At 71.3% G+C, this 15783-nt stretch carries 1 protein-coding gene and 1 pseudogene; both read left to right on the forward strand.

The annotated features are described in order from the left end of the window. Positions 1-167: 167 nt before the first annotated feature. Positions 168-389: pseudogene (locus AB0E77_RS20115) on the forward strand (hypothetical protein); the annotation flags it as partial. A gap of 141 nt (positions 390-530) precedes the next feature. Then, entirely contained in the window at positions 531-15779 is a 15249-nt protein-coding gene (locus AB0E77_RS20120; protein ID WP_361572712.1) for an SDR family NAD(P)-dependent oxidoreductase, read from the forward strand. The last annotated feature ends 4 nt before the right edge of the window (positions 15780-15783 follow it).

The raw sequence follows: 15783 nt of genomic DNA on the forward strand, positions 1-15783 counted from the left end.
TCCCGGTCGACTGGGATGCCTTCTACGCCGGTACGGGTGCTCAGCGTGTCGAGCTGCCGACCTATGCCTTCCAGCGTGAGCGGTATTGGCTGGCGCCGGGCGCTGGAGCCGGCGACCCGGCGGCCGCAGGGCTCGGACGCATCGGACATCCGGTCCTCACGGCCGGGGTGCGGGTCGGTGATCGGGACGAGTGGCTGTTCACCGGTCGCCTGTCGCAGGAATCCGCACCGTGGACGCAGGACCACGGTGTACTCGGGATGATCGTCGTGCCGGGTACGACCCTGGTCGAACTGGCCGGTGCGGCCGGACGGGAAGCGGGCAGCCCGCTGCTCGACGAACTGGTCCTCGAAGCACCGCTGATCCTGGACGCCGACACGGCCGTCCGTGTACAGGTGACGGTCGGGGAGCCGGATGAGGACGGCCGTCGTCAGGTCGCGATCTACTCGCAGCCCGAGGGAGGGCAGGGCGAGGGAACCTGCCATGCCCGTGGCCTTCTCGCGCAGGACGAAACCCCGGCGGAGACGTCGTGGATGCCGGCCGAGTGGCCGCCCGCGGACGCTGAACCGATCGGCGTGGACGCGCTCTACGCACGGCTCACCGAGCTGGGCTTCGACTACGGCCCTGTCTTCCAGAGTCTGCAGAGCGCCTGGCGGGACGGCGACGAGGTCTTCGCCGAGGTGGCTCTGCCCGACGAGGACACGGAGTCGGCCAAGGGCTTCGGCATCCACCCGGCCCTGTTCGACGCGTCCCTGCACGGCGGGCTCGACTGGCTCGATCTGGGCGACGGATCCGCGCGATTGCCGTTCTCGTGGTCCGGTGTCCGCTTTGGGCAGGGCGGCCTGGCCCGGGTCCGGGTGCGGATCGGTTCAGCGGGTGATTCGTCGCTGCGCGTCGACATCGCTTCCGAGCAGGGTGATCTCGTCGCACGCGTTGCCGAGTTGGCGTTCCGGACGGTCGAGCCGTCGCAGCTCAAGGACACCCGAGCTGAGCACGGAGATGCCCTGTTCCGTCTCGACTGGACCGAGGTCGCGAGTGAGGCCGGCGTCGAGGCGCCCCGGGTCGGCGTCCTCGACGACGCCCTGGAGCAGGCGCTGGCCGAGGGCGCTGCCGCGCCGGACGTGGTCGTCGTCCCGATCGTCGGCTCGGCGCAGGCCGACGCTGCATCCATGCATGCGGTCACCGAGGACACACTGCGTCTGCTCCAGCGGTGGCTCGCCGACGAGCGACTCACCGGGGCCCGGCTCGCCGTGGTGACCCGTAATGCGGTCGCCGTCGGTGAGCAGGCGCCGGACCTGGCGCAGGCGCCGGTGTGGGGCCTGGTGCGCAGCGCGCAGTCCGAGCACCCGGACCGGATTCTGCTGCTCGATGTCGACGGCGACGAAGTACCCGACTGGGGATCCGTCCTCGCGACCGGCGAACCGCAACTGGCCGTCCGCGCCGGGCGGATGTTCGCGCCGCGTCTGACCAGGGCTGTCCAGTCCGGCGACGCAGGACGTTCACCGCTGGGTGCCGAGGGCACGGTGTTGATCACGGGTGGTACCGGTGGTCTGGGTGCGTCGTTCGCGCAGCACTTCGTGCGGGAGTACGGGGCGCGGGATCTGCTGCTGGTCAGCCGCCGTGGAATGGCGGCCGACGGCGCCGAGGAACTGGTCGGTGAGCTCCAGGCGGCAGGAGCCCGGGTCCGTGTCGAGGCGTGTGATGTGGGTGACCGGGAGGAGGTCGCCCGGCTGATCGGTTCGCTGGAGCGGCCGCTCGGCGCGGTTGTGCATGCGGCCGGTGTGCTGGACGACGGTGTGATCGAGTCGCTGACGCCGGAGCAGGTCGAGCGGGTGCTGCGGCCGAAGGTGGACGCGGCGCTGCATCTGCATGAGCTGACGGCGGGTATGGATCTGTCGGCGTTCGTGCTGTTCTCGTCGGTGGCGGCGTTGATCGGCAGTCCGGGGCAGGGCAATTACGCGGCGGCCAATGCCACCCTCGATGCCCTTGCTGCCGTGCGGCGGGCGGAGGGGCTTCCGGCGACGTCGCTCGCGTGGGGTCTGTGGGCCACGGCGGGTGGTATGGCCGGTGGGCTGGGTGAGGCGGAGATCGCCCGGCTGGAGCGTATGGGTACGGCGGCGCTGCCTACCGAGCTCGGTCTGGAGTTGTTCGACCGGGGGTTGGGTCTGGGTGAGGCGTTGGTGGCGCCTGTGTTGTTGGACCCGGTGGCGTTGCGGTCACAGGCTCGTGCGGGGTTGCTTCCGGCGCTGTTTCGTGGGTTGGTGCGGTTGCCGGTGCGGCGTGCTGGTGGGGGTGGTTCGCTGGCGCGGCAGTTGGCTGGTGTTGCGCGGGGTGAGTGGGAGCGGGTTGCTCTCGATCTGGTGCGTGGGCAGGTGGCTGCTGTTCTGGGGCATGGGTCGGGGTCGGTGATCGATCCGGATCGGGCGTTCAAGGATCTTGGGTTCGATTCGCTGGGTGCGGTGGAGTTGCGTAACCGGCTGTCGCAGGTCAGTGGTGTGCGATTGCCGTCGACGTTGGTGTTCGATCATCCGACGTCGTCGGCGGTGGCGCGGCTGTTGGTGTCTGAGGTGGGTGGTGTGGAGCCGGCTGTGGCGCCGGTGCGTGCGAAGCGTCGTCGTTCCACGGTGGACGAGCCGTTGGCGATCGTGGGTATGGCGTGCCGTTATCCGGGTGGGGTGACGTCGCCGGATGATCTGTGGCGGCTGGTGGCGGAGGGCCGGGACGCGATCTCGCCCTTGCCCACCGACCGGGGCTGGGACCTGGAGCGCCTCTACGACCCCGACCCCGACCGACTCGGAACCGTCTACACCCGTGGCGGCGGTTTCCTGCAGGGTGCCGGGGACTTCGATGCCGGGTTCTTCGGGATCAGCCCGCGCGAGGCCCTGGCCATGGACCCGCAGCAGCGGTTGCTGCTGGAGGCCGCCTGGGAAGCCATCGAGGACGCCGGGCTGGACCCGGCCTCGCTGCGCGGCACCGACACCGGCGTCTTCTGCGGTGTGGGCCCCTCCGACTACGCGGCGACCCCGGCGGGCTCCCTGCCGGAACTCGAAGGTTTCCGACTGACAGGCGGCACGACCAGCGTCGTCTCTGGCCGGGTCGCGTACACCCTGGGACTGGAGGGGCCGGCGGTGTCGGTCGACACGGCTTGCTCGTCGTCGTTGGTCGCCCTGCACCTGGCGTCCCAAGCGCTGCACTCCGGTGAGTGCTCGCTGGCCCTGGTCGGCGGTGTGACGGTGATGGCCGGCCCGACCCTGCTCATGGAGTTCAGTCGGCAGCGTGGTCTTGCTCCTGACGGCCGTTGCAAGTCGTATGCGGCGGGCGCGGACGGCACCGGGTTCTCCGATGGTCTGGGCCTGGTCGTCATGGAGCGGCTGTCGGATGCGCGGCGCAACGGCCACCGGATTCTCGGTGTCGTGCGGGGTAGTGCGGTCAATCAGGACGGTGCGAGCAACGGTCTGACGGCGCCGAACGGGCCGTCGCAGGAGCGGGTGATCCGCCAGGCGCTGGCGAATGCCGGTCTGAGCCCCGCCGACGTGGATGCCGTCGAGGGGCATGGCACGGGGACCCGGCTCGGTGACCCGATCGAGGCCCAGGCGCTGCTGGCGACGTATGGCCAGGAGCGGGTGAACGGCCCGCTGAAGCTCGGATCGATCAAGTCGAACATCGGGCACACGTCCGCTGCGGCGGGTGTGGCCGGTGTGATCAAGATGGTGAAGGCGATGCAGCACGGGGTGCTGCCCCGCACACTCAACGTGGACGAGCCCTCTCCGCATATTGACTGGTCTGCGGGTGAGGTGGAGCTGCTGACCGATCCTGTGCAGTGGCCTGCTGATGGGGAACGGCCGCGCCGTGCGGGTGTGTCCTCCTTTGGCGTCAGTGGGACGAACGCTCACGTGATCCTTGAGGAGGCTCCGGCGGTCGAGGAGCCGGCTGCTGAGGCGGCCGTGGTGCGGCGTCCGCCGGTGGTGCCCGTGATCGTGTCGGGTAAGAGCGGGGCGGCCTTGGCGGGGCAGGCGGAGCGGCTGCGGTCGCATCTGGTGTCCCACGACGGGCTGGATGTGGTGGATGTGGCGTTCTCGGCGGTGATGTCGAGGGCGCAGTTCGATGAGCGTGCGGTGGTAACCGCGAAGGACCGGGACGATCTGCTGGCGGGGCTGGCCGCGTTGGCGGACGGGCAGCCGGCCACGGGGCGGCCCGTGGCTGGGAAGACCGGGTTCTTGTTCACCGGGCAGGGTGCCCAGCGGGCCGGTATGGGCGCGGAACTGGCCGCCGTCTATCCCGTGTTCGCCGAGGCCTTGGACGAGATTTGCGGCCGGTTGGACGGCCTCTTGGGTCGTTCGCTGAAGGAGCTTTTGTTCGCGGCGGAGGGTTCGCCGGAAGCGGCACTGCTGGATCGTACGGAGTTCACGCAGCCGGCGTTGTTCGCCGTCGAGGTGGCGTTGTTCCGGCTGCTGGAGTCCCTCGGGGTCCGGCCGGACGTCCTCGTCGGGCATTCGGTGGGTGAGCTGGCGTGTGCCCATGTGGCGGGTGTGCTGTCTTTGGACGACGCGTGCACGCTGGTCGCCGCCCGTGGACGCCTGATGGGTGCGCTGCCTGCCGGTGGTGGCATGGTCGCGGTGCAGGCGACCGAGGCGGAGGTGGCCGAGTCTCTGGCCGGCTTCGAGGGCCGTTTGTCGGTCGGTGCGGTGAACGGTCCGACGGCGGTGGTGGTCTCGGGTGAGCTGGCCGCGTTGGAGGAGTGGCTGCCGTCCTGGCAGCAGGCCGGTCGTAAGACGACCCGGTTGAAGGTCAGCCATGCCTTCCACTCGCCGTTGATGGAACCCATGCTGGACGAGTTCCAGGCCATCGCCCAGAGTCTGACGTTCCACGCCCCTCAGGTTCCGGTGGTGTCGAATGTGACCGGCACGTTGGTGTCCGGTGAGCTGACGGACCCGGGTTACTGGGTTTCCCACGTCCGTGAGGCAGTCCGCTTCGCCGACGGGGTACGCACCCTCGCCGAGCAGGGCGTCACGCGCTTCGTCGAGGTCGGCCCGGATGCCGTACTCACCGCCCTCGCCCAGCAGACACTGGACGACGAGGACGCAGTCTTCGCACCTGTCCTGCGTGCCCGTACTCCCGAAGCGGAAGCCTTCGCCACCTTCCTCGGCCGGGCGCACGTCGCCGGTATCCCCGTCGACTGGGACGCCTTCTACACCGGCACCGGCGCTCAGCGCGTCGAACTGCCGACCTACGCATTCCAGCATGAGCGGTACTGGGTGGCGCCGGGAGCTGGAGCCGGCGACCCGGCCGCGGCTGGTCTGGGACGCGTCGAGCACCCCGTCCTCAGCGCTGCGGTGCCCGTCGGTGACCGGGACGAGTGGGTCTTCACCGGCCGCCTCTCCCAGGACACCGCGCCCTGGGTGCGGGACCACGTGGTCCTCGGCATGGTCATCGTCCCCGGTACCGCCTTGGTCGAACTGGCCGGTGCGGCCGGACGGGAAGCGGGCAGCCCCGTTGTCGAGGAGCTGGTGCTCGAAGCGCCGCTCATCCTGGACGCGGACACCTCCGTGCACCTCCAGGTCAAGCTGGGTGAAGCCGACGAGGACGGCCGACGCGAAGTCGCCCTGTACTCCCGCCCCGAGGGCGGGGGCGAGGACGATGCCGGGCGACAGGCGGTCTGCCACGCCCGCGGCACCCTGGTCGCGGCGACGGACGACACGGCTGCGGACTGGTCGGCGCAGTGGCCGCCGGCCGATGCGGAACCGGTCGCCGTGGATGCGATCTACGCCCGGGTCAGCGACATCGGATTCGACTACGGGCCTGCCTTCCAGGGTGTCCGCGCGGCCTGGCGTGACGAGGACACGGTGTACGCCGAGGTGACGCTCCCGGACGACCAGGTGGACGCGGCGGCGGGCTTCGCCATCCACCCGGCGTTGTTCGACGCGTCCCTGCACGGCGGCCTGGACTGGCTGGACTCCGGCGACGGCACCTCGGCGAGCCTGCCGTTCTCGTGGTCCGGCGTCCGGTTCGGGCAGCGTGGCCTGGCCCGTGTCCGGGTGAGGATCGGTTCGGCCGGGGCATCGGCGCTGCGCCTCGACATCGCCGGTGAGGACGGCGTACCGGTGGCGAGTGTGGCCAAGCTGGCCTTCCGGCCCGTGGACCAGAGGCAGCTCCAGGGCTCGAAGCAGAGCGCAGGCCCGCTGTACCAGGTCAACTGGACCCCGGTGACCGGTGAGCCCGGCGAACCCGTCCGGCCGGCTGTGCTGGGTGGCCTGCCGGCCGCGGGTGAGCGTTACGCGGACCTTGCCGCGCTGGAGCTCGCGGTGGTCGAAGGGACCGCCGCCCCGGACGTCGTCCTGGTGGGCGTCGAGCCGGACGGCACCACCGATGTCGCGTCGGGCGCGAGGGCGGCCACCGTGAGCACGCTGGAGCTGCTGCAGCGGTGGCTGGCGAGTGAGGTGCTGCGGGAGTCCCGTCTGGTCGTGGTGACCCGTGACGCGGTGGCCGTCGACGGGCAGGCGCCGGATCTGGTGCAGGCGCCGGTGTGGGGTCTGGTGCGCAGTGCGCAGTCCGAGCACCCGGGCCGGATCACGCTCCTCGACCTCGGGGACGACGGACAGCCCGACTGGGACCTCGTCGTCTCCCTTGACGAACCGCAGCTCGCCCTGCGCGGCGGCGATCTGCTCGCCCCCCGCCTGGGCCGTGCGGCATCCGCTGCCGTGCCGGACGTCTGGCAGCTGGGCACGGAACGCAAGGGCTCCCTCGACAGCCTCACCCTGGTCCGTTCCGAGGGGAACCGTGCGCTCGAGGCCGGTGAGGTACGCATCGGGGTCCGGGCCGCGGGCCTGAACTTCCGGGACGTACTGATCGCGCTTGGTCTCTACCCGGGTGAGGTACCGCTGGGCACGGAGGCCGCCGGCGTGGTCCTCGAAGTCGGCCCCGAGGTGACCGACCTGGTCCCGGGCCAGCGGGTCATGGGCCTCATGGCCGACGCCTTCGGCCCGGTGACCGTCGCGGACCGGCGGATGATCGTGCCCATGCCGTCGGGGTGGTCTTTCTCGCAGGCGGCCTCGGTCCCGGTGGTCTTCCTGACCGCGTACTACGGTCTGGTCGACCTGGCCGGACTGCGGCGCGGCGAACGGCTGTTGGTGCACGCGGCCGCCGGCGGTGTCGGTATGGCAGCCGTGCAGTTGGCTCGCCACCTGGGAGCGGAGGTCTTCGCGACCGCGAGCCCCTCGAAGTGGGGCGCGCTGACGGAACGCGGCATTGCCGAGGAGCGGATCGCCTCCTCGCGGGACCTGTCGTTCCGGGAGATGTTCCTGGAGGTCACTGGCGGGTCGGGCGTGGACGTCGTACTCAACGCCCTGGCCGGGGAGTTCGTGGATGCCTCGCTGGATCTGCTGCCACGCGGCGGCCGGTTCCTGGAGATGGGCAAGGCCGACGTCCGCGACGCCGACGAGATCGACCGGACGCACAGCGGGACCCGCTACCAGGCGTATGACCTGTTCGACGCCGGCCCCGAGCGCCTGCAGGAGATGCTGCGCGAGGTCGTGTCGTTGTTCGAGCAGGGGGCGCTGGAGCACGCGCCCGTCCGTACGTGGGATGTGCGGCGGGGTGCGGAGGCGTTCCGGTTCCTGCGTGAGGGCCGCAATGTCGGCAAGGTGGTGCTGACGGTGCCGGCTCCGCTGGGTGCCGAGGGCACGGTGTTGATCACGGGTGGTACCGGTGGTCTGGGTGCGTCGTTCGCGCAGCACTTCGTGCGGGAGTACGGGGCGCGGGATCTGCTGTTGGTGAGCCGTCGTGGTGCGGCGGCCGAGGGTGTCGCGGAGCTGGTGGCCGGCCTGGAGGGGCTGGGTGCTCGGGTCCGTGTCGAGGCGTGTGATGTGGGTGACCGGGAGGAGCTCGCCCGGCTGATCGGTTCGCTGGATCGGCCGCTCGGCGCGGTTGTGCATGCGGCCGGTGTGCTGGACGACGGTGTGATCGAGTCGCTGACGCCGGAGCAGGTCGAGCGGGTGCTGCGGCCGAAGGTGGACGCGGCGCTGTATCTGCATGAGCTGACGGCGGGCATGGATCTGTCGGCGTTCGTGCTGTTCTCCTCCGTCGCGGCGTTGATCGGCAGTCCGGGGCAGGGCAATTACGCGGCGGCCAATGCCACCCTCGATGCCCTTGCTGCCGTGCGGCGGGCGGAGGGGCTTCCGGCGACGTCGCTCGCCTGGGGCCTGTGGGCGAACGCCACCGGTATGGCCGGTGGGCTGGGTGAGGCGGAGATCGCCCGGCTGGAGCGTATGGGTACGGCGGCGCTGCCGACCGAGCTCGGTCTGGAGTTGTTCGACCGGGCCCGGACGGTGGACGCGGCCGTGCAGGTGCCCGTCCTGCTCGACCTGGGCGCGTTGCGGTCGCAGGCTCGTGCGGGGCTGCTCCCGCCGCTCTTCCGGGGGCTGGTGCGGGCCCAGGCACAGCGGCAGGCGGACGGCAGTGGTGGTTCGCTGGCGCAGCGTCTGGCGGGTGTGCCGGAGGCCGAACGTGCACAGGTCGTGGTCGAGGTCGTCGTGGCGCAGGTGGCTGCCGTGCTCGGGCACGCCTCGGCGTCGGCCGTGGACCCTGAGCGTGCGTTCCGGGAGCTGGGCATCGACTCGCTGGGTGCCGTGGAGCTGCGTAACCGGCTGACCCAGGCCACCGGACTGCGGCTGCCGACCACGCTGGTCTTCGACCACCCCACCCCCACCGCCATCGCCCACTTCATGCTCAACGAGGTGGGTGGTGTGGAGCCGGCTGCGGCGCCGGTGCGTGCGAAGCGTCGCCGCCCCACGGCGGACGAGCCGTTGGCGATCGTGGGTATGGCGTGCCGCTATCCGGGTGGGGTGACGTCGCCGGATGATCTGTGGCGGCTGGTGGCGGAGGGCCGGGACGCGATCTCGCCCTTGCCCACCGACCGGGGCTGGGACCTGGAGCGGCTTTACGACCCCGACCCAGAGCAGACCGGGACGCTCACCACACGTGGCGGTGGCTTCCTGGAGAACGCCGGCGACTTCGACGCGGACTTCTTCGGGATCAGCCCGCGCGAGGCCCTGGCCATGGACCCGCAGCAGCGGCTGCTGCTGGAGGCGTCCTGGGAGGCCCTGGAGAACGCCGGACTCGACGCTGCCTCGCTGCGAGGCAGCGACACCGGCGTCTTCTGCGGTGTCGTCTCCTCCGACTACGGCGGCTCGATGACCCCCGACCTGGAGGGCTTCCGGCTCACCGGTACCACTGCCAGTGTCGTCTCCGGCAGGGTCGCGTACAGCCTGGGGCTGGAGGGTCCGGCGGTGTCGGTCGACACGGCCTGCTCGTCGTCGTTGGTCGCCCTGCACATGGCTGCGCAGGCGCTGCGCTCCGGTGAGTGCTCGCTGGCGCTGGTGGGTGGCGTGACGGTGATGTCCGGGCCGTACCTCCTGGTCGAGTTCAGCCGTCAGCGTGGTCTTGCTCCTGACGGCCGTTGCAAGTCGTATGCGGCGGGTGCGAACGGCACCGGGTTCTCGGACGGGCTCGGTCTGCTGGTGGTCGAGCGGTTGTCGGATGCGCGGCGCAACGGGCACCGGGTGCTGGCCGTCGTGCGGGGTAGTGCGGTCAATCAGGACGGTGCGAGCAATGGTCTGACGGCGCCGAACGGGCCGTCGCAGGAGCGGGTGATCCGCCAGGCCCTGGCCAACGCCGGCCTGAGCCCCGCCGACGTGGATGCCGTCGAAGGCCATGGCACCGGGACCCGGCTTGGTGACCCGATCGAGGCTCAGGCGCTGCTGGCGACGTATGGCCAGGAGCGGGTGAACGGCCCGCTGAAGCTCGGGTCGATCAAGTCGAACATCGGGCACACGTCCGCTGCGGCGGGTGTGGCCGGTGTGATCAAGATGGTGAAGGCCATGGAGCACGGGGTGCTGCCCCGCACGCTCAACGTGGACGAGCCCTCGCCGCACGTCGACTGGACCGCCGGTGACATCGCCCTGCTCACCGAGCAGCAGCAGTGGCCTGCGGAGACGGAACGGCCGCGCCGTGCGGGCGTTTCCTCCTTCGGTATCAGCGGGACGAACGCCCACGTGATCCTTGAGGAGGCTCCGGCGGTCGAGGAGCCGGCCGTCGAGGTGACCGTGGTGCGGCGTCCGCCGGTGGTGCCCGTGATCGTGTCGGGTAAGAACGGGGCGGCCTTGGCGGGGCAGGCGGAGCGGCTGCGGTCGCATGTGCTGTCGCGTGCGGGGCTGGATGTGGTGGATGTGGCGTTCTCGGCGGTGACGTCGAGGGTGCAGTTCGACGAGCGAGCCGTGGTGACCGCCAGCGATCGGGATGGTTTGCTGGCGGGGCTGGCCGCGTTGGCGGACGGGCAGCCGGCTGCGGGTGTCGTCACGGGTCGGCCCGTGTTCGGTAAGACGGGCTTCTTGTTCACTGGGCAGGGTGCTCAGCGGGCCGGTATGGGCGTAGAGCTGGCTGCCGTCTATCCCGTGTTCGCCGAGGCCCTTGACGAGGTATGCGCCCGCCTGGACGGCCTGCTGGGGCGTTCGCTGAAGGACCTGCTGTTCGCGGCGGAGGGTTCACCGGAAGCGGCACTGCTGGATCGTACGGAGTTCACGCAGCCGGCGTTGTTCGCCGTCGAGGTGGCGTTGTTCCGGCTGCTGGAGTCCCTCGGGGTCCGGCCGGACGTCCTCGTCGGGCATTCGGTGGGTGAGCTGGCGTGTGCCCATGTGGCGGGTGTGCTGTCTTTGGAGGACGCGTGCACGCTGGTTGCTGCGCGTGGCCGGCTGATGGGTGCGCTGCCTGCCGGTGGTGGCATGGTCGCGGTGCAGGCGACCGAGGCGGAGGTGGCCGAGTCTCTGGCCGGTTTCGAGGGGCGTTTGTCGGTCGGTGCGGTGAACGGTCCGACGGCGGTGGTGGTCTCGGGTGAGCTGGCCGCGTTGGAGGAGTGGCTGCCGTCCTGGCAGCAGGCCGGTCGTAAGACGACCCGGCTGAAGGTCAGCCATGCCTTCCACTCGCCGTTGATGGAGCCCATGCTGGACGAGTTCCAGGCCATCGCCCAGAGTCTGACGTTCCACGCTCCCCGGGTTCCGGTGGTGTCGAATGTGACCGGCACGCTGGTGTCCGGTGAGCTGACGGATCCGGGTTACTGGGTTTCCCACGTTCGTGAGGCGGTGCGTTTCGCCGACGGTGTGCGCGCCCTTGCCGAGCAGGGTGTGACGCGTTTCGTCGAGGTCGGCCCGGATGCCGTGTTGACCGCTCTCGCCCAGCAGTCGCTGGACGACGAGGACGCGGTGTTCGTACCGGTGCTGAAGGCTCGCGTTCCGGAGACGGAAGCCTTCGCCACCTTCCTCGGCCGGGCCCACGTCGCCGGTATCCCCGTCGACTGGGATGCCTTCTACGCCGGTACGGGTGCTCAGCGTGTCGAGCTGCCGACCTACGCCTTCCAGCGTGAGCGGTACTGGGTCTCCCAGAGCACAGGAGCCGGCGACCCGGCCGCGGCTGGTCTGGGACGCGTCGAGCACCCCGTCCTCAGCGCTGCGGTGCCCGTCGGTGACCGGGACGAGTGGGTCTTCACCGGCCGCCTCTCCCAGGACACCGCGCCCTGGGTGCGGGACCACGTGGTCCTCGGCATGGTCATCGTCCCCGGTACCGCCTTGGTCGAACTGGCGTTGAGCGCAGGCCGGTCGACCGATTGCCCGGTTGTGGAGGAGCTGGTGCTGCAGGCGCCGTTGGTGCTGGCGGAGGATGCGGCTCGGCAGGTGCAGGTGACGGTGGGTGCGCGGGACGCGGAGGGGCGTCGGGAGGTCGCGGTGTACTCCCGGCCCGAGGCGCCCGAGGTGGCCGAGGAGGCGGCGGTCTGTCACGCGCGTGGGTGGCTGACGACGGCGGCGGAGCCGTCGGTGTCGTTCCCCGCGGCCTGGCCGCCGTCCGGTGCCGAGTCCGTTCCCGTCGATGCGTTGTATCCGCGGTTGGCGGCGTCCGGTTATGAGTACGGGCCGGTGTTCCGTGGGCTGCGTGCGGCGTGGCGTGTGGGCGGGGAGGTGTTTGCCGAGGTGGAGCTGGCTGAGGGTGTGGCTGGTGGGGGCTTCGGTGTGCATCCGGCGTTGTTCGATGCGGTGTTGCATGCGGCGTTGGTGGACCGGGATGCGGGTGCGGGTGTGGATCTGCCGTTCTCGTGGTCGGGGGTTCGTCTGGGGCGTGGTGTCGGGTCGCGGGTGCGGGTGCGTATCGGGCGGTCCGGTGAGTCTGCGATGTGTGTGGAGGTGGTGGACGAGCGTGGTGTGCCGGTGGTGGCGGTGGAGTCGCTGTCGGTGCGTCCGGTGGATCAGGCGCAGTTGGCCGGTGCGCAGCGGGGTGGTGGGAACAACGCGTTGTTCGGGCTGGAGTGGGCCGCGGTGACGGCCCCCGCCCCGGCCCCCTCCACGGCGCCGTCCCCGCAGGTGGCCGTGCTGGGTGGCCTGCCGGCCGCAGGCGAGCGTTACGCGGACCTCGGGGCACTCGAGCGCGCGGTGGCCGAAGGCGGCAGCATTCCCGACCTGGTGGCGGTCGCGATCGACGAGCCGCCGTCGCGGTCGGATGCCGTACGGGCCGTGCGTGAGGTCACGCGGAGCACGCTGGAGCTGCTGCAGCGGTGGCTGGCGAGTGAGGTGCTGCGGGAGTCCCGTCTGGTCGTGGTGACCCGTGACGCGGTGGCCGTCGACGGGCAGGTGCCGGATCTGGTGCAGGCGCCGGTGTGGGGTCTGGTGCGCAGTGCGCAGTCCGAGCACCCGGGCCGGATCACGCTCCTCGACCTCGGGGACGACGGACAGCCCGACTGGGACCTCGTCGTCTCCCTTGACGAACCGCAGCTCGCCCTGCGCGGCGGCGATCTGCTCGCCCCCCGCCTGGGACGGACGCCCCCGCAGCCGACGGGCCGTGCCTGGCGGCTGGGCATCGAACGGAAGGGTTCGCTGGACGGCCTGGCGCTCCTGCCGTCCGACGGCGACCGTCCCCTCGGCGCGCGCGAAGTGCGGGTCGGTATCCGGGCCGCGGGCCTGAACTTCCGGGACGTGCTGATCGCGCTCGGGACGTACCCCGGTGAGGCACCGCTGGGCAGCGAGGCCGCCGGTGTCGTCCTGGAGGTCGGTGCGGACGTGACCGACCTGGCGCCCGGTGACCGGGTCATGGGTCTGCTCATGGACCCGTTCGGTCCCGTCGGGATCACCGATCACCGGATGATCGTGCCGATGCCGGACGGCTGGTCCTTCACCCAGGCGGCGGCCATGCCGCTCGTCTTCCTGACCGCCTACTACGCGCTGTCCGAACTGGCGGGCGTCCGGTCCGGTGAGCGACTCCTGGTGCACGCGGCGGCCGGCGGCGTGGGCATGGCGGCGGTGCAGCTGGCCCGGCACTGGGGCCTCGAGGTCTACGCCACCGCCAGCCCGGCCAAGCAGGACGCGGTGCACGACTCGGGCGTCCAGGACGACCGGATCGCCTCCTCGCGGGACCTGTCGTTCCGGGAGAGGTTCCTCGAGGTCACCGGCGGAGCGGGCGTGGACGTCGTACTCAACGCCCTGGCCGGGGAGTTCATCGACGCCTCGCTGGATCTGCTGCCTCGCGGCGGCCGGTTCCTGGAGATGGGCAAGGCCGACATCCGGTCTCCGGAATCGGTGGCCGGCGCCCACCCTGGCGTCCGGTACGTCTCCTTCGACCTGCTCGAAGCCGGCCCCGACCGGATCCAGGAGATGCTGCGCGAACTGGTGTCCCTCTTCGAGCGGGGTGTGCTGCGGCACTCTCCGGTGCGTACGTGGGATGTGCGGCGGGGTGCGGAGGCGTTCCGGTTCCTGCGTGAGGGCCGCAATGTCGGCAAGGTGGTGCTGACGGTGCCGGCTCCGCTGGGTGCCGAGGGCACGGTGTTGATCACGGGTGGTACCGGTGGTCTGGGTGCGTCGTTCGCGCAGCACTTCGTGCGGGAGTACGGGGCGCGGGATCTGCTGCTGGTCAGCCGCCGTGGGATGGCGGCCGACGGCGCCGAGGAACTGGTCGGTGAGCTCCAGGCGGCAGGAGCCCGGGTCCGTGTCGAGGCGTGTGATGTGGGTGACCGGGAGGAGGTCGCCCGGCTGATCGGTTCGCTGGAGCGGCCGCTCGGCGCGGTTGTGCATGCGGCCGGTGTGCTGGACGACGGTGTGATCGAGTCGCTGACGCCGGAGCAGGTCGAGCGGGTGCTGCGGCCGAAGGTGGACGCGGCGCTGCATCTGCATGAGCTGACGGCGGGCATGGATCTGTCGGCGTTCGTGCTGTTCTCGTCCGTCGCGGCGTTGATCGGCAGTCCGGGGCAGGGCAATTACGCGGCGGCCAATGCCACCCTCGATGCCCTTGCTGCCGTGCGGCGGGCGGAGGGGCTTCCGGCGACGTCGCTCGCGTGGGGTCTGTGGGCCACGGCGGGTGGTATGGCCGGTGGGCTGGGTGAGGCGGAGATCGCCCGGCTGGAGCGTATGGGTACGGCGGCGCTGCCGACCGAGCTCGGTCTGGAGTTGTTCGACCGGGCCCGGACGGTGGACGCGGCCGTGCAGGTGCCCGTCCTGCTCGACCTGGGTGCACTGCGGTCGCAGGCGCAGGCCGGGCTGCTCCCGCCGCTCTTCCGGGGGCTGGTGCGGGCCCAGGCACAGCGGCAGGCGGACGGCGGTGGTGGTTCGCTGGCGCAGCGTCTGGCGGGTGTGCCGGAGGCCGAACGTGCGCAGGTCGTGGTCGAGGTCGTCGTGGCGCAGGTGGCTGCCGTGCTCGGGCACGCCTCGGCGTCGGCCGTGGACCCTGAGCGTGCGTTCCGGGAGCTGGGCATCGACTCGCTGGGCGCGGTCGAGCTGCGTAACCGGCTGACCCAGGCCACCGGACTGCGGCTGCCGACCACGCTGGTCTTCGACCACCCCACCCCCGCCGCCATCGCCCGTCTCCTGCTCGACGAGGTCGGCGGCATGGAGCCGGCCGCCCCGGTCGCCGCCGAGAGCACCCCGGACAGCGGGAGCGGCACGCTCGGCGTGCTCCTGCGGCACGCGCACGCGGCCGGCGCCATGGCCGAGGCCGTGCCCCTGCTGACCGGGGCGGCCCGGTTCCGGCCGGCCTTCGCGTCGGCCGCCGAGCTCGCCGGTGACGCGTACGTGGTGCGGCTGGCGTCGGGAAGCGCGCGGACGAAGATCGTCTGTGTGCCGTCCTTCGTGGTCGGTTCGAGCCCGCACCAGTTCATGCGGTTCGCCGACGCCTTCGGCGGCGAACATGACGTGTACGCCTGCACGTTGCCCGGGTTCCGGGACGCGGAGCCCGTGCCCGGATCGTGGGACGCGGCGATCGAGGTGCTGGCGGAGTCGGTCGCCCGGGCGGTCGGCGAGGAGCCGTTCGTCCTGGTCGGCTACTCGACCGGCGGTGTACTCGCGCACTCCCTCGCCGCCCGGTTCGAGGCGGCCGGGGTGCGGCCGGCCGGTGTCGTGCTGATCGACACGCCCATGCCGGAGACCGAGGAGGAGACGAACGGCGTCTTCACGTCGGTGATGACGCAGATCCTCGGCCGTGAGCCGCAGGCCGGCGCGATCGGGGACGCCGACTGGCTGGCGATGGGCGCCTACATGCGGCTGCTGGCCGCGCACACGCCGGACCCCGTCACCGTCCGCAGCCTGATGATCCGCGCCGACGTGTCGCTGGACGGGAACGCCTGGCCGGCCTGGTCCGTCGCCGACACCGACGTGAAGGTCGCCGCGGACCACTTCGCCCTCATCGAGGCGCAGGCCGCCGAAACCGCCGAGGTCACCCGCCAGTGGCTGCGGCACACCGACCCGGAGCAGACCAAGTGAACGC

Source organism: Streptomyces sp. NPDC032940 (assembly GCF_040636935.1).
GTDB lineage: Bacteria > Actinomycetota > Actinomycetes > Streptomycetales > Streptomycetaceae > Streptomyces.

Coding starts and splice junctions, on each gene's coding strand:
- AB0E77_RS20120 (WP_361572712.1), top strand. CDS start 531: ATGCCGGCCGAGTGGCCGCCCGCGGACGCTGAACCGATCGGCGTGGAC.